Genomic DNA, 17004 nt, shown 5'->3' on the forward strand with positions numbered 1-17004 from the left:
TAACTAAGTCCCGAGAGGCTTAAAAGGGTGTTGGCGGCAAACCTGGCTATAACGGCATCAGTGTATCCGTATAGCCGGCTGCCTCAACTTTGCAGCACCCTGACCAAATCGGCAGGGTGCTTTCTTTTTTAAGAGGAGGAAAAAAATGAAACATTTACTCACTACCTCAGAGTTGGAAATTAAAGAAATCAATAAAATCCTTGAAGATGCACAATATTTTCTAAATGGCGGAACATGGACGCCTGAACAAAAGGTATTTGTAGCTAACCTCTTCTTTGAGAATAGCACAAGAACTAAATGCAGCTTTGAAGTGGCGGAAAGGCGGCTTGGATTGGATATTATTCCTTTTGAAGTCAGCACATCAAGTGTATCCAAGGGTGAGTCATTATACGACACAGTCAAAACACTGGAAGCGATCGGTGTGCATGCAGTCGTCATCCGCCATAGCGAGGATCGCTACTTTGACGATTTGGCAGATAAAAGTGGTGTGTCCATCCTGAATGCAGGGGATGGCTGCGGACACCATCCAACACAATCCCTGCTGGATCTGCTGACAATTAAACAGGAATTCGGTTCATTTGAAGGATTAAAAGTAGCCATCATAGGTGATATCGCACATAGCCGTGTCGCAAGATCCAATGCGGATGCACTTGTCCGGCTCGGTGCGAAGGTTGTTTTTTCAGGTCCAAAGGAATGGTTCAATGAAGAATTGCTTGAAAATGGCATGTTTGAAGATGTTGACACAGCTACAGAAACTTCTGATGTTGTCATGCTGCTGAGAATCCAGCATGAGCGGCATAAATCGAAAGCTGACCAAACGGCTGAAGAATACCACCTGGCATACGGCCTTACAGTAGAACGTGAAAGAACAATGAAGCCAAACAGCATTATTATGCATCCGGCGCCTGTAAATCGCGGTGTTGAAATAGCTGATTGTTTAGTGGAATGCGGGCGATCCAGAATCTTCAAGCAAATGCAAAATGGTGTGTACATCCGAATGGCTGTATTAAAAAGATCAATTGAACATATTGAAGGGGGAGCTACACATGTCAACATTGATAAAAAATGGCCAGTTGCTTACTAATGAGGGGAACTTTGAAAAAACTGACATTTACATAAAGTCAGGAAAAATCGCCGGGATAGGAGCAGGCGTCGGGAAAGAGGCGCAGGAAGTGATTGATGCAGAAGGATTGCTGGTTGCACCAGGTTTTATTGACCTGCATGTACACTTGCGTGAACCAGGCGGTGAAAAGAAAGAAACTATTGAAACCGGCACAAAGGCAGCAGCTAAAGGCGGGTTCACAACGGTTGCTGCGATGCCAAATACACGGCCGGTACCTGATACAAAAGAACAGCTTGATAAATTGAACAGCCGTATTGAAGAGACTGCGGCGGTCAAGGTTCTGCCTTATGCATCGATTACAATCCGTGAGCTTGGCCAGGAATTAACCGATTTTAAAGCGCTGAAGGAAGCTGGAGCGTTTGCTTTTACAGATGACGGAGTTGGAGTGCAATCAGCAGCCATGATGCTGCAGGCAATGAGAAATGCCGCAGAAATCAGCATGCCGATTGTTGCGCACTGTGAAGAAAATACCCTCATTAACAAAGGTTCCGTACATGATGGAGTTTTTGCTAAAGAGAACGGCTTAAATGGTATTCCTTCCGTCTGTGAATCAGTACAAATCGCAAGAGATGTACTCCTTGCCGAAGCTGCTGGCTGCCATTATCATGTCTGCCACATCAGCACGAAAGAGTCTGTCAGGGTAGTAAGAGACGCCAAGCGGGCAGGCATCCAGGTAACGGCCGAAGTGACACCCCATCACCTCCTTCTATGTGAAGAGGATATCCCGGGTCTGGATGCTAACTTTAAAATGAATCCTCCACTAAGAGGGGCAGATGACCGAGCTGCCTTAATAGAAGGCTTACTGGACGGTACGATTGATTTTATCGCGACTGACCATGCACCTCACACAGCGGCAGAAAAAGAAGATGGGATGGAGCTGGCCCCTTTTGGAATTGTTGGACTTGAAACAGCCTTTCCGCTTCTTTACACCCACTTCGTTGAGAAGGGGATATTCACGCTAAAGCAGCTGATTGATTATTTAACAATCAAGCCAGCAGAGGCATTCAGCATTCAATCAGGAAAATTGGAAGCTGGTGAAATTGCAGATCTTGTTCTGCTTGACCTAAACCACCAGGAAAAGATTGATCCTGCACAGTTCTTATCAAAAGGGAAAAACACGCCATTCGCCGGCTGGGATTGTAAAGGCTGGCCGGTAGTGACAATAGCAGCAGGAAAAATTGTTTGGAACAGAGGGAGTGTAAAAGCATGAAAAAACAGCTGATTCTGGAAGACGGAACAATTTTTATTGGAAAGGGATTTGGTAGTGATACGACTTCGATTGGAGAAGTCGTATTTAATACAGGAATGACGGGTTATCAGGAAATCCTGTCTGACCCTTCCTATTGCGGTCAAATCGTAACCTTGACATACCCTTTAATCGGAAATTATGGGATAAACAGAGACGATTTTGAATCGATCTCCCCGGCAATCTCCGGCTTCATTGTAAAAGAAGCGTGCGAGTTTCCTTCAAACTGGAGAAATGAACAATCGATTGAAGAATATTTTAAAATGAAAAACATCCCTGGAATTGCTGGCATTGATACTAGAAAGTTAACAAGAATTATCAGGCAGCATGGTACGCTGAGAGGTGCTATTTGCAGCATAAGTGAAAACCCGGAAATAATCATTGAAAAACTGCGGGCAACCAAGCTGCGAAACGATCAGGTTAAGCAAGTTTCAACTAAGACGCCTTATCCAAGCCCCGGCCGCGGGAGAAGGGTTGTCCTTGTGGATTTTGGCATGAAGCACGGTATCTTAAGAGAATTGAACAAACGGGATTGTGATGTGATTGTTGTGCCTTATAATACAGCAGCTGAAGCAATACTCAGCATGAGCCCCGATGGAGTTATGCTTTCAAATGGCCCCGGAGACCCGAAAGATGTTCCGGAAGCCATCACAATGATTAAAGGTCTGTTAGGGAAAGTACCGATTTTCGGAATTTGCCTGGGACATCAGCTTTTTGCCCTTGCTTGCGGTGCCAATACAGAAAAACTGAAATTCGGCCATCGCGGTTCGAACCATCCGGTAAAAGATCTGCAAACCGGAAAAGTCGCTTTAACATCTCAAAACCATGGATACTCAGTAGAAGAAAATTCAATTACAGGTACTCCGCTAGAAGTAACACATATTGCCTTAAATGATGGAACAATCGAAGGCTTAAAGCATAAAAAAGCCCCTGCATTCACTGTGCAATATCATCCTGAAGCTTCACCAGGACCAGAGGATGCAAACGGATTATTTGAACAATTCATGCAATTGATTGAATCACATAAAGAGGAAGGTGCTGCAGCATGCCAAAGCGTACAGATATAAAAAGCATTTTAGTAATCGGATCAGGACCAATTGTCATCGGGCAGGCAGCAGAGTTTGATTATGCCGGAACACAGGCCTGCATTGCATTGAAAGAGGAAGGCTACCGCGTAATTCTTGTAAACTCAAATCCTGCTACCATTATGACAGATACTGAGATTGCTGACGCGGTATATATAGAGCCGCTTACGCTGGAATTCGTCAGCCGCATCATCCGAAAAGAACGACCTGATGCCCTTGTGCCTACTCTTGGGGGACAGACAGGATTAAACCTGGCAGTAGAGCTTGCTGAATCAGGTGTTTTGGAAGAATGCGGGGTTGAAATCCTCGGTACAAAATTATCTGCTATTCAAAAAGCGGAAGACCGGGATCTTTTCAGAAATCTGATGAATGAACTTGGCGAGCCGGTGCCTGAAAGTGAAATTATCCATAACCTGGAGGAAGCATATAAGTTTGTAAATAGGATTGGCTATCCGGTCATCGTACGCCCTGCTTTCACATTAGGGGGAACAGGCGGGGGAATCTGCCACGATGAAGAGGAGTTAATCGAAATTGTGACAAGCGGCTTGAAGAACAGCCCTGTAACACAGTGCCTGCTTGAAAAGAGCATTGCGGGCTTCAAAGAAATTGAGTATGAAGTGATGCGGGACTCCAATGACAATGCGATTGTTGTCTGCAATATGGAAAACTTCGATCCTGTAGGTGTCCACACAGGTGATTCCATTGTTGTAGCTCCAAGTCAAACTTTGAGTGATCGTGAGTATCAGCTGCTAAGAAACACTTCATTAAAAATTATCCGCGCTCTCGAGATTGAAGGAGGATGCAATGTCCAGCTGGCCCTTGATCCGGATAGCTTCAATTATTATATTATCGAAGTTAACCCGCGTGTCAGCCGTTCATCAGCACTTGCATCAAAGGCAACAGGATATCCGATTGCCAAACTGGCAGCCAAGATAGCGGTGGGGCTGACTCTAGATGAAATGATGAATCCTGTCACAGGAAAAACATATGCTTCCTTTGAACCGGCATTGGATTATATTGTCTCAAAAATCCCGCGCTGGCCCTTTGATAAATTCGAATCGGCGAACCGTTCTCTTGGAACCCAAATGAAGGCTACAGGTGAAGTAATGGCGATAGGGCGCACATTTGAAGAATCTCTTCTGAAAGCAGTCCGTTCACTTGAAGCAAACGTTTATCATCTTGAGCTGAAGGATGCCTGCCAAATTTCGGATGAATTGATCGAAAAGCGAATCCGTAAAGCTGGAGATGAACGTCTGTTTTATATCGGGGAAGCCATCAGAAGGGGAGTTACCTTCGAGACGATCCATGAATGGAGCAAAATTGATTTATTCTTCCTTCATAAGATTAAGAAAATCATAGATTTTGAGAGTATATTAACTGAAAATCCTTTTGACCCTGAAACAGGGAAAGCTGCAAAGGAAATGGGATTTGCCGATCTGGTAATTGCGAGGCTGTGGGATTCAAGTGAAATGGCAGTATACAGCTGGAGAAAAGAACATGCGATTGTACCGGTTTATAAAATGGTTGATACATGTGCAGCGGAATTTGAATCGGAAACTCCATATTTCTATGGAACTTATGAAGATGAGAACGAATCGGAAGTAACCGGCCGCAAAAGTGTTGTCGTTCTGGGGTCAGGACCAATCAGGATCGGGCAGGGAGTGGAGTTTGATTACTCAACTGTACACGCGGTATGGGCCATCAAGGAAGCAGGATATGAAGCAATCATCGTTAATAATAATCCTGAAACAGTCTCTACTGATTTTAGCATCTCCGATAAGCTCTATTTTGAGCCGCTAACAATTGAAGATGTCATGCACATTATCGATCTTGAGAAGCCGGAAGGTGTAGTTGTGCAATTTGGCGGACAAACGGCTATTAATCTTGCAGCAGATCTGGTAAAAAGAGGAGTGAAAATTCTCGGAACTTCTCTTGAAAACTTAGACCGGGCAGAAGACCGTGATAAATTTGAGAATGCCCTTGCAGAGCTGGGAATTCCGATGCCAAAAGGAAAGACTGCCCTATCTGTGGAGCAGGCAGTAGCAATTGCCGGTGAAATCGGTTATCCAGTGGTTGTCCGTCCATCATATGTACTTGGCGGAAGGGCCATGGAGATAGTTTATAAAGAAGCAGAGCTTCTGCATTATATGGAAAACGCTGTAAAAGTGAATCCTGAGCACCCAGTATTAATCGACCGGTATCTGACTGGGAAGGAGATTGAAGTTGACGCCATTTCGGATGGGGAAAATGTGCTCATCCCGGGCATCATGGAGCATATTGAAAGAGCTGGAGTACACTCAGGAGATTCCATTGCAGTCTATCCTCCGCAAAACATTTCAGAGGCAATCAAAGACAAGCTTGTTGAGTATACCGAGAAGATGGCTAAGGGCCTTGGCATTATAGGACTCCTGAATATCCAGTATGTAGTGGCAAAAGGGGAAGTATATGTCCTTGAAGTCAATCCGCGTTCAAGCCGGACCGTTCCTTTCCTGAGCAAGATTACAAATGTGCCAATGGCCAAAATCGCCACGAAGGTTATCATGGGGCAAACTTTGGCTCAGCAGGGCTTCGGAACAAGTCTTCTGCCGGAGAGAAAAGGCGTGTTTGTAAAAGTACCGGTGTTCTCATTTGCGAAATTAAGAAGAGTAGACATCACTTTAGGGCCTGAAATGAAGTCAACCGGTGAAGTTATGGGAAAAGATTCAACGCTTGAAAAAGCCCTTTATAAAGGCCTTGTTGCTTCCGGCATGAAAATCCAGCCGTTTGGAACGGTACTAATGACTGTCGCAGACAAGGATAAGGAAGAAGCTCTGCAGCTGGCAAAGAGATTTGTATCCATCGGCTACAGGCTAATGGCGACAAGCGGAACAGCTTTGTTCCTTAAAACTGCAGGCATTCCTGTAAAAGTGACTGGAAAAATCGGGTCAGAAGGGCCAAACCTTCTGGATGTCATAAAAAATGGGGAAGCGCAATTTGTTATTAATACTCTAACAAAAGGAAAACAGCCTGCCAGAGATGGCTTCCGCATCCGCCGTGAATCAGTAGAAAATGGCGTGCCATGTCTAACCTCACTTGATACGGCAGAAGCAATTCTTCAAGTTATCGAATCAATGAATTTTTCAGCAGATGCGATGGATAAGCCAGAAGAAATCCGGGAGGCGGTTTTATCTTGATCAGACAGGAACATTGTAAAGTAATATCACAAATTAAACTGGCCGAAAATATTTACGAGCTCACCCTTCAAGGTGAGCTTGTTCATGAAATGAAAGAACCCGGGCAATTTGTCCATTTGAAAATATCAGAGGGCTATGACCCAATGCTGAGAAGGCCAATCAGCATTGCTGAAATTTTACCTGATGAAAGCCAGTTTAAGATGATTTATCGTGCTGAAGGCAGAGGAACGGCATTACTTTCAGAAAAAAAGCCCGGTGATTACACTGATGTATTGGGACCGCTGGGAAATGGGTTTCCCATCAGCGAAGCTGGCCGGGAAGAGACGGCACTTCTTGTAGGGGGAGGAATCGGAGTACCCCCTTTATATGAACTATCCAATCAGCTTGTAAACCGCGGCGTTAAGGTAATTCACATCCTGGGCTTTCAATCGGCCAGTGCGGTTTTCTATGAAGACAAATTTGCCATGCTAGGCGAGACCTATCTGGCTACAGCTGATGGGAGCGCAGGAACGAAAGGTTTTGTTACAGATGTTATTAATGGATTGAAAATTAATTTCGATGTTTTATATTCCTGCGGTCCAACACCGATGCTGAAGGCACTTGAAAATCAATTCCCTCATAAAAAGGTATTCCTGTCATTGGAAGAACGAATGGGTTGCGGCATCGGGGCGTGCTTTGCTTGCGTCTGCCATACAGGGGATGATCCGGATGGATACAGTTATAAAAAAGTCTGCAGTGACGGACCGGTCTTTAAAGCAGGGGAGGTAGTTCTATGAACTCATTAAATGTCAGTCTGCCCGGACTGGAACTGAAAAATCCAATTATGCCTGCATCAGGATGTTTCGGATTCGGCAGAGAATTCAGCCAGCTTTATGATTTGAGCCAATTGGGTGCGATCATGATCAAGGCGACAACCTTTGAGCCCCGTTTTGGAAATCCAACACCAAGAGTTGCTGAGACCTCAGCAGGGATGTTGAATGCGATAGGACTGCAGAATCCAGGACTGGAAAAAGTGGTGAATGAGGAACTGGTCTGGCTTGAACAATTTGATGTACCGATCATTGCCAATGTAGCTGGTTCGCAGGAAGAGGATTATGTTGTGGTTGCCAAAAAAATTTCTGCAAGCCCGAATGTACATGCGCTTGAGCTCAACATCTCCTGTCCGAATGTAAAAACAGGTGGAATTGCCTTTGGGACTATACCGGAAATTGCTAAAAACCTAACGAAAAAAGTAAAAGAGGTTTCAGAGGTTCCTGTCTATGTGAAGCTTTCACCAAATGTCACAAATATTGTAGAAATGGCGAAAGCGGTGGAAGATGGCGGAGCTGACGGTTTAACGATGATCAACACGCTTGTTGGCATGAGAATCGATCTAAAAACAGGCAATCCGATTTTGGCAAATAGAACAGGGGGACTTTCAGGTCCAGCCATTAAGCCTGTCGCGCTCAGGATGATTTATGAAGTGAGCCAGCAGGTGTCCCTTCCGATCATCGGAATGGGCGGCATTGAATCGGCAGAGGATGTCATCGAATACCTCTATGCAGGTGCAAGTGCAGTAGCGGTTGGAACAGCTAACTTCGTAGATCCTTATGTGTGTCCGAAAATTATCGGTGAACTGCCGGAACTTATTGGAAAGCTGGGATATGAACATATTTCAGAATGCACAGGAAGGAGTTGGAAGAAACATGAAAAAGCCGCTCATTATTGCTCTTGATTTTCCAGGGAAAATGGAAGTTAATCATTTTCTGAAAAACTTTGAAAATGAAAAATTATTTCTAAAAGTCGGCATGGAGTTATTTTACCAGGAGGGTCCTTCCATCGTTTACGATTTAAAAGAACAAGGGCATGAAATTTTCCTTGATCTCAAGCTTCATGATATTCCTAATACCGTTAAAAGTGCCATGAGGAGACTTGCCGGGCTTGGCTGCGATATGGTTAATGTCCATGCTGCAGGGGGAAAAGCCATGATGGAAGCAGCGCGTGAAGGACTTGAAGCCGGAAGTCCAGGGAAAAGGCCATCTTGTATTGCTGTGACACAGCTGACAAGCACATCCGAACAGCAAATGAAATCAGAGCAATTAATTCCTGCTTCATTAAACGAATCTGTTCTTCATTATGCCAAGCTTGCCAAAGAAGCAGGACTTGATGGGGTAGTATGTTCAAGTTTTGAGGCAAGGGAGATAAGTTCGCGTATAGGATCTTCCTTTTTGACTGTAACACCAGGAATACGCCTGTCATCTGACGACTCCGGAGATCAGAAAAGAGTGGCAACACCTGAATTCGCCAGAAAGGAAGGGGCTTCCGCAATTGTAGTAGGCCGATCGATTACAAGAGCGGAAAATCCATTTGAAAAATATATTCAATGCAAGCAATCTTGGGAGGGCATTCTAAATGAAGCGTAAGATAGCAGAAAAATTATTAGATATAAAAGCAGTTGCATTAAACCCAAACGATCCATTTACATGGTCTTCAGGATTGCGTGCTCCAATCTATTGCGATAACCGTCTTACATTGTCATACCCTGAAGTTAGAAAAGAAATAGCTGCTGGCCTTCAAGCAATCATTCTGGACAAATTTCCTGAAGCAGAACTAATTGCAGGTACAGCAACAGCAGGCATTCCGCATGCTGCCTGGGTAAGTGACATTATGGGATTGCCTATGTGCTATGTCCGCTCCAAGGCTAAGGGCCATGGAAAAGCCAAGCAAATTGAAGGAAAAGCTGACAAAGGCCAGAAGGTTGTTGTTGTTGAAGATCTAATTTCAACAGGAGGAAGTGCCATCACTGCTGTCAAGGCTTTAAGAGAAGCGGGCTGTGAAGTGCTGGGTGTGGCGGCCATCTTCACATACCAGCTTGAAAAAGGCAAACAGTTGCTTGCCGAAGAGAAAATTGAAGCATATACACTGACTGATATTGAAGCTATGACAGAAGTAGCGGTTGAAAAGGGCTTTATCCGGGAAGAGGATATGAAGAAGCTGGTTGAATGGCGAAAAGACCCTGCTGAGTGGGGAAAAGTATTTCAGTTTTAGTCAAATGAAAAAAGCAAGCATCGGAGCTTGCTTTTTTCATTTATTAAAGGTTTTGTTTTAAGGACAGAATCGTTTCTTCATCAGGCGTAACGTAAACAGTCTGCTGATTGTCATATATGACAAATCCAGGTTTCGCGCCGCTTGGTTTTTTCACGTGCCTGACTTGTGTGAAGTCAACGGGTACGGAACTGGAATTGCGTGCTTTGCTGAAGTAAGCTGCGAGGGATGCAGCTTCAAGTATTGTATTTTCTGAAGGCTCCTTGCTTCGGATCACCACATGTGAACCAGGGATATCTTTTGTATGCAGCCAGATTTCATCCCTTCCGGCTAATTTGTTCGTTAAATAATCATTTTGCTTGTTATTTTTACCCACTAGAATTTCCGTTCCGTCAGTGGCAGTATAACGGTCCAGAACAGGCTTAAGATTTTGCTGTTTTTTGTTTCCCCGTTTCTGCCTTTCACGAATATAACCGCCTTCAGCAAGCTCTTCCCTTATTTCAGCAATGTCTCTTGTTGATGCCGTTTGTACTTGCTGAAGAAGGGACTCGAAGTATGCCGCTTCCTCTTCTGCTTTTTTAATTTGCCCTTTTACTGCAATAACGGCATTTTTTGCTTTTTGGTATCTTGTAAAATACTTTTGTGCATTCTCCGAAGGAGTCTTCTGCGGATCCAAAGGAATAATCACTGAAGCGCCATTTTCATCATAATAATTGATGACCTCCGCTTGCTTCATCCCCTTTTGAATCGCATAAATATTTGCCGTGATCAATTCCCCATATAATTGATGTTTATCGGCATTTTCTGCTTCATGAAGGGTTATCTTCAACTTCTCAATCTTCTTCTCATTTTTTTCTTTCTCATTAACTATAAAACGTTCAAGATCATTGGATTGCTGTTTGACCCGGTCTCTTTCAGCTTTACCGAAATAAAAGCGGTCCAGCATTTCACTCAGGGAATTAAACTCCCTGCTTTCCCCTTTAATATGCTGCAGGGGCAATAAATAAAAGCTTTCTTTATTTTCCCCTTCTGTAATGGCTGGCCTGATGCTATGGTCTTTCAGCAAGCCGATAAAATGCTGGAAACTCTTAGGAAGAGTTGTCCTGTTTACAAGACCGGCATGGTGCATCACTTCTTTTGCAAATAGCGGGGAGATTCCGGAGAAACCCGCCACAAGCTGTTTATCAACTTTCCCGCTGTTAAAATCAATCTTGCGCAGTAAAGCTTCTTCATCCGCCTCGAAGGGATTCATTTTATCCTGAGATGGAGGGAGTACATACTCCTGTCCGGGCAAAATGGCACGATGGCTATTAACGGCAAAAGAAACATGTTTGATGCTGTCGAGAATGATGTTGCGGGATTTATCCACCAGCGTAATATTGCTGTGCCTGCCCATAATCTCAACAATCAGCTGTTTATAGGATGTATCGCCAATCTCATTCCTGCCTTTCACCTCAAACACGATTATGCGGTCAAGCCCGATTTGATGGACATCTTCAAGTATGTAGCCTTCCAGGTGCTTTCTTAATAGCATGCAGAACATCGGGGGTTCTGAAGGGTTTTCGTGTGTTTCATTCGTAAGCTGGACTCTCGCATAGCTTGGATGGGCTGACAGTAAAAGCCTGTGATTCTTCCCGTTTGCCCGCACAACTAAAATGATTTCATTTTTATATGGCTGCTGAATCTTATTGATTCTGCCACCCTTTAAAGTATCTATAAGCTCTTTCGTCATAGCTCTTGTGAACAAACCATCAAATGACATATCGGAACATCCTCTTCTATAATAATTACATTAGGTATACCTTATTCTTTCATTTATTGAATAAAAATCAAGTTTTAATGCTTGGTTTTTCTATTTGCAAGACGCTTCCGCTTTTCTAATACTGTCTAGCTCCAGCGACTACCCCCTCGAGGTCACAAGCCGGACCTCCCAAAAAGGCAAAGGACGCCTTTCCGGGAGCCCCGTCTTGTACTTGTCGGGGGTGGGCAAGGCGCTTCCGCTTTTCTAATATTGTCTAGCTCCAGGCACCATCGGCTCGAGGTCATAAGCCAATCCGTCAAGAAGGTTAAAAAACAACCTTCATGCCGGCTCGTCTTATGCTTGTCGCCGATAAGCGGGCGCCTTCCGCTTTTCTAATAATAATAGCATTTTTTTGGACAGGGCTGAATATGCTTTCTTTAGAGTGAGATTGGACAACTCTGCCTTAATTTAGCAGAAGAGGATAGTAAGCCATTTGGCGCATTCTCTTAAAGTCTGGCCGTGAGTGCTTCCGGGATTCTTTTTTCGGTTTATTCCCTGCACCGGAGACACTCATGGCTTTTCTCAAACCACAAAGGAGGAAGTGTGATGTCCGGATGAAGTTCCATGAAATGAATGAAAGGGAGGTTGAGCAGGCCTTAAATACAGACATTAAGGCAGGCTTAACAGAGGATGATGTAAAAAAACGCCACAAGCAATATGGCTTTAATGAATTGAAAGAGGGAGAAAAGCAGTCTGCTTTACTCTTATTTTTTAGTCAATTTAAAGATTTCATGGTTCTTGTTTTATTAGCTGCCACCTTGATTTCGGGGCTGCTTGGTGAATATATTGATGCGATTGCCATTATTGCGATCGTAATCATAAATGGGTTTCTGGGCTTTTTTCAGGAAAGGAAAGCGGAAAAGTCGCTAAGTGCACTTAAAGAATTATCCGCTCCCCAAGTGATTGCTCTTCGGGATGGGATATGGAAGAAAATCCCTTCAAAAGAAGTGGCGGTTGGGGATCTGCTTAAATTTTCCACGGGAGACAGAGTGGGAGCAGATGTAAGAATAGTAGAATCCAATAGCCTTGAAATTGAGGAGTCTGCCTTAACGGGAGAGTCGCTGCCTGTCCAAAAGAGGACCGGTTCCCTGAAAACGCCTAACCTCGCTATTGGCGATATGGAAAATATGGCTTTTATGGGTACAATGGTAACCCGCGGCAATGGATTGGGTGTGGTTGTCGGAACAGGGATGAATACTGCTATGGGACAAATTGCTGATCTTCTGCAAAATGCCGAAACCATGACAACACCGCTTCAGCGGAGATTGGAACAGCTCGGTAAAATCCTCATTACGGCAGCGATTTTCCTTACAGTTCTCGTTGTTGCGGCAGGGGTGATGCAGGGGCAGGAATTATATACAATGTTCCTTGCGGGAGTCTCATTGGCTGTTGCAGCAATTCCAGAAGGGCTGCCGGCCATTGTCACGGTGGCGCTCTCGCTTGGTGTACAAAGAATGATCAGGAAAAAGGCAATCGTACGGAAGCTTCCTGCAGTTGAAACACTTGGCTGTGCGTCTGTTATTTGTTCAGACAAAACCGGAACCATGACCCAAAACAAAATGACTGTCACCCATCTCTGGAGCGGAGGGAAAGAATGGAGAGTAGATGGAGTCGGATATGAACCGCAAGGGCAGTTTTATAGAAATGACAGCCAAATTGAGCCGAAAAGTGATAAAGCACTCCAGCAGATGCTGATGTTTGGCATGCTATGCAATCATGCAGAAATACAGCAGAAAAATAATGAGTTTGTGATTGATGGTGATCCAACTGAAGGTGCTCTCCTTGTAGCAGCCATGAAAGCCGGCTATAACAGGAGCAGTCTGCTAAATCAATTTAAGATTATTAATGAGTTTCCGTTTGACTCAGCCAGAAAAATGATGAGTGTTGTGGTAAAGGATCATAATGGGAGACAATTTATTGTTACGAAAGGTGCCCCTGATGTCTTAGCCGGAAAAAGCGAATCGGTTCTTTGGGAGGGAAGGCGGCAGATTCTGTCAAAGGAGCTTTATGGTGAAATTCAGGCAGCCATAGAAGATCTGGCTTCACAAGCATTAAGGACCATCGCGATTGGCTATAAAGAAATCCCATCCAAAAATGTCATTCTTGATGAAAAAGAGGCGGAGAAGGGATTAACTTTTATCGGGCTGCAGGGGATGATCGATCCGCCAAGGCCGGAGGTTAAAGAAGCAGTAAAGGAATGCAGGGAAGCAGGAATCAAAACGATAATGATCACAGGAGATCATGTGATTACAGCACAGGCCATTGCCAAACAGTTGGGCATTTTAACAGAAGGTTCCAAAGTCCTTCAGGGCAAAGACCTGGCAGAGATGTCTGTAGAAGACCTTGAGGATGTGGTTGAGGATGTCGCAGTATTTGCCAGAGTATCGCCTGAGCATAAATTGAAAATTGTCAAGGCTCTCCAGAATAGAGGCCATATCGTTGCCATGACAGGTGATGGAGTCAATGATGCTCCGGCCATTAAAGCAGCGGATATTGGCATTTCAATGGGCATTACAGGCACAGATGTTGCTAAAGAGGCATCTGCACTTGTATTGCTTGATGATAATTTTGCTACCATAAAAGCTGCGATAAAAGAAGGAAGAAATATTTACGAAAATATCCGCAAGTTCATCAGGTATTTGCTTGCATCAAATGTTGGTGAAATTCTGGTTATGCTGTTTGCTATGCTTCTAGCCCTTCCGCTGCCATTAGTGCCAATTCAGATTCTCTGGGTGAACCTAGTAACGGATGGACTTCCGGCAATGGCTCTAGGTCTTGACCAGCCTGAGGAAAATGTGATGAAGCGGAAGCCAAGGAGCCCTAAGGAAGGTGTTTTTTCAAGAGGCCTTGGCTGGAAGGTGGTTTCAAGAGGGTTTTTAATTGGACTTGTAACATTACTGGCGTTTATTTTTGCCTACCGGGCAAATCCGGATCATCTTGCTTATGCTCAGACAGTAGCATTTGCTACATTGGTATTGGCACAACTGATTCATGTATTTGATTGCCGCAGTGAAAAATCAGTGTTCTCAAGAAATCCATTTGGCAATAAATATTTAGTCTGGGCAGTCATCTCTTCCCTGATTTTAGTGCTGATTGTCATATATTATCCGCCGCTTCAGCCAATTTTCCACACTGTCCCTATTGAATTAGGTGACTGGTTTATGATCACTGGACTCTCAGCCATTCCAACATTTTTACTGGCTGGCACATTTTTGGCAAGAAAAACAAAATAAAATATGTTATAATCCTTTAGGTAGTAGAGAAGAACTCTATTACCTTTCTTTTTTGCGCAAACATATAAATCTCCATCACTACATGATTTTTATACATAAACTGCACAGGCAACATGCCGCTAACTGAAAGTAAGTGCTTTTTATAAGCTGTGCTTTTCCCAAAAGGAAGTGTGAGAAATGGCAGTAAGCATGACTGGTTATGGCAGAAGCAAGAAAGATTCCGGGCAAGGCTCCATTACGGTTGAAATAAAAACTGTTAATCATCGTTTTTCCGAATTTCAAATAAGAATGCCGAGACAGCTGATGCATATTGAAGACAAAATAAAGAAAAAGCTTAATAGGCATATCAAAAGAGGAAGAATCGAGGTTTTTATCACCATTGACGGCGATGTCCTGGCCAGCAGGAAAGTAAATGTTGACTGGGCACTATTAGATGAATATTATCAATACATAACTGCAATTCAAGCAAAGTATCAAATTCAAACGGAACTATCCATCGGGGATGTCATTCGCGAAGAATTAATTAGCATAGAAGAAAAAGAGTCCGGCAATGAGGAAATGAGCCAGCTGGTCCTTTCTGCTGCTGAAGAGGCATGCCAGCAGTTAATGCAAATGAGGAAAGCAGAGGGCGATGAGCTGGAAAAAGATCTTCGCAGCCATCTTAGTCTTTTAAGCAATAGTGTCAGCAAACTGAGAGAGTATGCACCAAAGATTGCACAGCTTTACAAGGAAAGATTGCATAAGCGTATGAAGGAATTTCTTGATGGCCAGGTGGATGAACCGAGAATTTTGACAGAGGTAGCGGTATTCGCTGATAAAGCGGATATCAGTGAAGAACTGATAAGGCTGCATAGCCACATTAGCCAGTTTGAGCATACACTTCAGCTTACAGATCCGGCAGGAAGAAAGCTTGACTTTATTCTGCAGGAAATGAACCGGGAGGCCAATACGATCGGCTCCAAGGCAAATAGTGCAGATATAGCTGCCGAAGTGGTTGAAATAAAGAGTTTATTGGAAAAAATGAAGGAACAGGTTCAAAATATTGAATAGCAGTTGTTTAGATTCCGGATCTGGGGGTCAAACTAAATAACTGATGATTGGAGGACCCAAATGTCAATTAAACTGATCAATATCGGTTTTGGCAATATAGTTTCTGCCAACCGGATTATATCAATAGTCAGTCCCGAATCTGCCCCGATAAAACGGATTATTCAGGACGCGCGGGACCGGGGCTCTTTAATAGATGCTACATATGGCAGGCGCACCCGTGCAGTTATCGTTATGGATAGTGACCATGTCATTTTGTCTGCCGTCCAGCCGGAAACTGTCGCGCACCGATTAAATGACCGTGATGAAATTATTGAGGAAGGGTAGGATTTTATAAATGAAAGAAAAAGGGTTATTGATCGTTCTATCCGGACCCTCAGGTGTAGGAAAAGGAACAGTAAGAAAAGAGATATTTGCTCAGTCTGATACAGCGTTTGAATATTCTATTTCAATGACAACGAGATCTCCGAGAGAGGGAGAAATCAATGGAGTTGATTACTTTTTCAAAACACGCGAGGAGTTTGAAGAGCTCATCAGGCAGGATAAGCTGCTTGAATATGCAGAGTTTGTCGGGAACTACTACGGAACACCGGTTGACTATGTAAGAGAAACACTCGACCGCGGCAAAGATGTGTTCCTTGAAATTGAAGTTCAGGGTGCCCGCCAGGTACGCGAGAAATTTCCGGACGGCCTGTTCATCTTCCTGGTTCCTCCTAGTTTATCAGAGCTTAAGAACCGTATCGTGACGAGAGGGACAGAGACAGAAGATATCATCAACAATCGCATGAATGCAGCGAAAGAAGAGATTGAAATGATGAATCTATATGATTATGTTGTAGAGAATGATCAAATCAACCTGGCCTGTGAAAGAATAAAATCTATTGTGGTAGCTGAACACTGCCGCAGGGAACGTGTAGAACCTAAATATAAAAAAATGCTGGAGGTAGAATAAATTATGCTTTATCCTTCTATTGATTCTCTAATGACAAAGATTGACTCCAAATATTCACTTGTTTCAGTTGCTGCCAAGCGTGCCCGCAAGCTTCAGCTTAATGCAAGGCCGCAGCTTGAAAGATACAAATCACATAAAAATGTGGGCAAAGCACTTGAGGAAATACATGCAGACCAGCTTCATTACCGCCTGGGCGAAAAAACAGCCAATGAATCATACGAGTGAAATCGCTGAATAACAACCTTTCAAAAGGTTGTTATTTTTGTTTGAGGTTTTATTAGATGAAAATTCACTGCTCTTCTTGCATAATAAAACTATCA

The 17004-nt window shown here is 43.8% G+C and carries 14 protein-coding genes; 13 read left to right on the forward strand and 1 reads right to left on the reverse strand.

From position 1 onward, the window contains the following. Positions 1–145: 145 nt before the first annotated feature. From PBF_RS07070 to pyrE, 8 genes are read left to right on the forward strand one after another with little or no spacing between them, the layout of a single operon-like run. A complete protein-coding gene (locus PBF_RS07070; protein WP_035328840.1) occupies positions 146–1084 on the forward strand; it encodes an aspartate carbamoyltransferase catalytic subunit in 939 nt (312 codons plus the stop codon). After that, the gene (locus PBF_RS07075; RefSeq protein ID WP_035328842.1) at positions 1047–2333 is read left to right on the forward strand and encodes a dihydroorotase; all 1287 of its coding nucleotides are present in this window, start codon (positions 1047–1049) and stop codon (positions 2331–2333) included. The genes PBF_RS07070 and PBF_RS07075 overlap by 38 nt, the downstream gene beginning before the upstream one ends. Beyond that, positions 2330–3436, forward strand: a complete 1107-nt coding sequence (locus tag PBF_RS07080; protein WP_035328844.1) for a carbamoyl phosphate synthase small subunit — start codon at positions 2330–2332, stop codon at positions 3434–3436. The genes PBF_RS07075 and PBF_RS07080 overlap by 4 nt, the downstream gene beginning before the upstream one ends. After that, positions 3415–6627: a carbamoyl-phosphate synthase large subunit gene (gene carB / locus PBF_RS07085; protein ID WP_035328846.1), complete on the forward strand. Its 3213-nt coding sequence runs from the start codon at positions 3415–3417 to the stop codon at positions 6625–6627. The genes PBF_RS07080 and carB overlap by 22 nt, the downstream gene beginning before the upstream one ends. Then, positions 6627–7403: a dihydroorotate dehydrogenase electron transfer subunit gene (locus tag PBF_RS07090; protein WP_275451090.1), complete on the forward strand. Its 777-nt coding sequence runs from the start codon at positions 6627–6629 to the stop codon at positions 7401–7403. The genes carB and PBF_RS07090 overlap by 1 nt, the downstream gene beginning before the upstream one ends. Further along, complete coding sequence (locus PBF_RS07095) at positions 7400–8341, forward strand: dihydroorotate dehydrogenase (protein WP_035328850.1); 942 nt, start codon at positions 7400–7402, stop codon at positions 8339–8341. Before PBF_RS07090 ends, PBF_RS07095 begins: the two co-directional genes overlap by 4 nt. Further along, the gene (gene pyrF / locus PBF_RS07100) at positions 8313–9029 is read left to right on the forward strand and encodes an orotidine-5'-phosphate decarboxylase (RefSeq protein WP_035328852.1); all 717 of its coding nucleotides are present in this window, start codon (positions 8313–8315) and stop codon (positions 9027–9029) included. Before PBF_RS07095 ends, pyrF begins: the two co-directional genes overlap by 29 nt. Beyond that, positions 9019–9654 carry an orotate phosphoribosyltransferase gene (gene pyrE / locus PBF_RS07105; protein WP_035328854.1) on the forward strand — a complete coding sequence of 212 codons (636 nt, stop codon included), beginning with the start codon at positions 9019–9021 and terminating at the stop codon, positions 9652–9654. Before pyrF ends, pyrE begins: the two co-directional genes overlap by 11 nt. A gap of 43 nt (positions 9655–9697) precedes the next feature. Here the strand turns inward: pyrE and PBF_RS07110 are convergent, their stop codons facing one another. Then, positions 9698–11413 (reverse strand): Rqc2 family fibronectin-binding protein, encoded by a 1716-nt coding sequence (locus PBF_RS07110; RefSeq protein ID WP_035328856.1) that lies wholly within the window; start codon positions 11411–11413, stop codon positions 9698–9700. A gap of 593 nt (positions 11414–12006) precedes the next feature. On the opposite strand from PBF_RS07110, the gene PBF_RS07115 reads away from it, so the two are divergent. The 5 genes from PBF_RS07115 (at position 12007) to rpoZ (ending at position 16909) form a co-directional block, all read left to right on the forward strand. Next, a complete protein-coding gene (locus PBF_RS07115) occupies positions 12007–14685 on the forward strand; it encodes a calcium-translocating P-type ATPase, SERCA-type (RefSeq protein WP_035328858.1) in 2679 nt (892 codons plus the stop codon). 177 nt (positions 14686–14862) lie between these two features. After that, positions 14863–15735, forward strand: a complete 873-nt coding sequence (locus tag PBF_RS07120; RefSeq protein WP_035328860.1) for a YicC/YloC family endoribonuclease — start codon at positions 14863–14865, stop codon at positions 15733–15735. A 60-nt stretch (positions 15736–15795) separates the two neighbouring features. Further along, a complete protein-coding gene (gene remA, locus PBF_RS07125; RefSeq protein WP_026585597.1) occupies positions 15796–16059 on the forward strand; it encodes an extracellular matrix/biofilm regulator RemA in 264 nt (87 codons plus the stop codon). A 10-nt stretch (positions 16060–16069) separates the two neighbouring features. Continuing rightward, positions 16070–16684, forward strand: coding sequence for a guanylate kinase (gene gmk, locus PBF_RS07130; protein WP_035328863.1), 615 nt, complete (start codon positions 16070–16072; stop codon positions 16682–16684). Positions 16685–16687: 3 nt separating this feature from the next. Then, complete coding sequence (rpoZ, locus tag PBF_RS07135) at positions 16688–16909, forward strand: DNA-directed RNA polymerase subunit omega (RefSeq protein WP_035328865.1); 222 nt, start codon at positions 16688–16690, stop codon at positions 16907–16909. The last annotated feature ends 95 nt before the right edge of the window (positions 16910–17004 follow it).

Origin of the sequence: Cytobacillus firmus DS1 (genome assembly GCF_000565285.1) — a bacterium.
In the GTDB taxonomy this organism is placed as follows: domain Bacteria; phylum Bacillota; class Bacilli; order Bacillales; family Cytobacillaceae; genus Cytobacillus; species Cytobacillus firmus_A.

Bases quoted from the DNA above. Each gene is read 5' to 3' on its own strand.
- PBF_RS07075 (WP_035328842.1), top strand. From the start codon at position 1,047: ATGTCAACATTGATAAAAAATGGCCAGTTGCTTACTAATGAGGGGAAC.
- PBF_RS07095 (WP_035328850.1), top strand. From the start codon at position 7,400: ATGAACTCATTAAATGTCAGTCTGCCCGGACTGGAACTGAAAAATCCA.
- PBF_RS07070 (WP_035328840.1), top strand. From the start codon at position 146: ATGAAACATTTACTCACTACCTCAGAGTTGGAAATTAAAGAAATCAAT.
- remA (WP_026585597.1), top strand. From the start codon at position 15,796: ATGTCAATTAAACTGATCAATATCGGTTTTGGCAATATAGTTTCTGCC.
- PBF_RS07120 (WP_035328860.1), top strand. From the start codon at position 14,863: ATGGCAGTAAGCATGACTGGTTATGGCAGAAGCAAGAAAGATTCCGGG.
- pyrF (WP_035328852.1), top strand. From the start codon at position 8,313: ATGAAAAAGCCGCTCATTATTGCTCTTGATTTTCCAGGGAAAATGGAA.
- carB (WP_035328846.1), top strand. From the start codon at position 3,415: ATGCCAAAGCGTACAGATATAAAAAGCATTTTAGTAATCGGATCAGGA.
- PBF_RS07080 (WP_035328844.1), top strand. From the start codon at position 2,330: ATGAAAAAACAGCTGATTCTGGAAGACGGAACAATTTTTATTGGAAAG.
- rpoZ (WP_035328865.1), top strand. From the start codon at position 16,688: ATGCTTTATCCTTCTATTGATTCTCTAATGACAAAGATTGACTCCAAA.
- gmk (WP_035328863.1), top strand. From the start codon at position 16,070: ATGAAAGAAAAAGGGTTATTGATCGTTCTATCCGGACCCTCAGGTGTA.
- PBF_RS07110 (WP_035328856.1), bottom strand. From the start codon at position 11,413: ATGTCATTTGATGGTTTGTTCACAAGAGCTATGACGAAAGAGCTTATA.
- pyrE (WP_035328854.1), top strand. From the start codon at position 9,019: ATGAAGCGTAAGATAGCAGAAAAATTATTAGATATAAAAGCAGTTGCA.
- PBF_RS07115 (WP_035328858.1), top strand. From the start codon at position 12,007: ATGAAGTTCCATGAAATGAATGAAAGGGAGGTTGAGCAGGCCTTAAAT.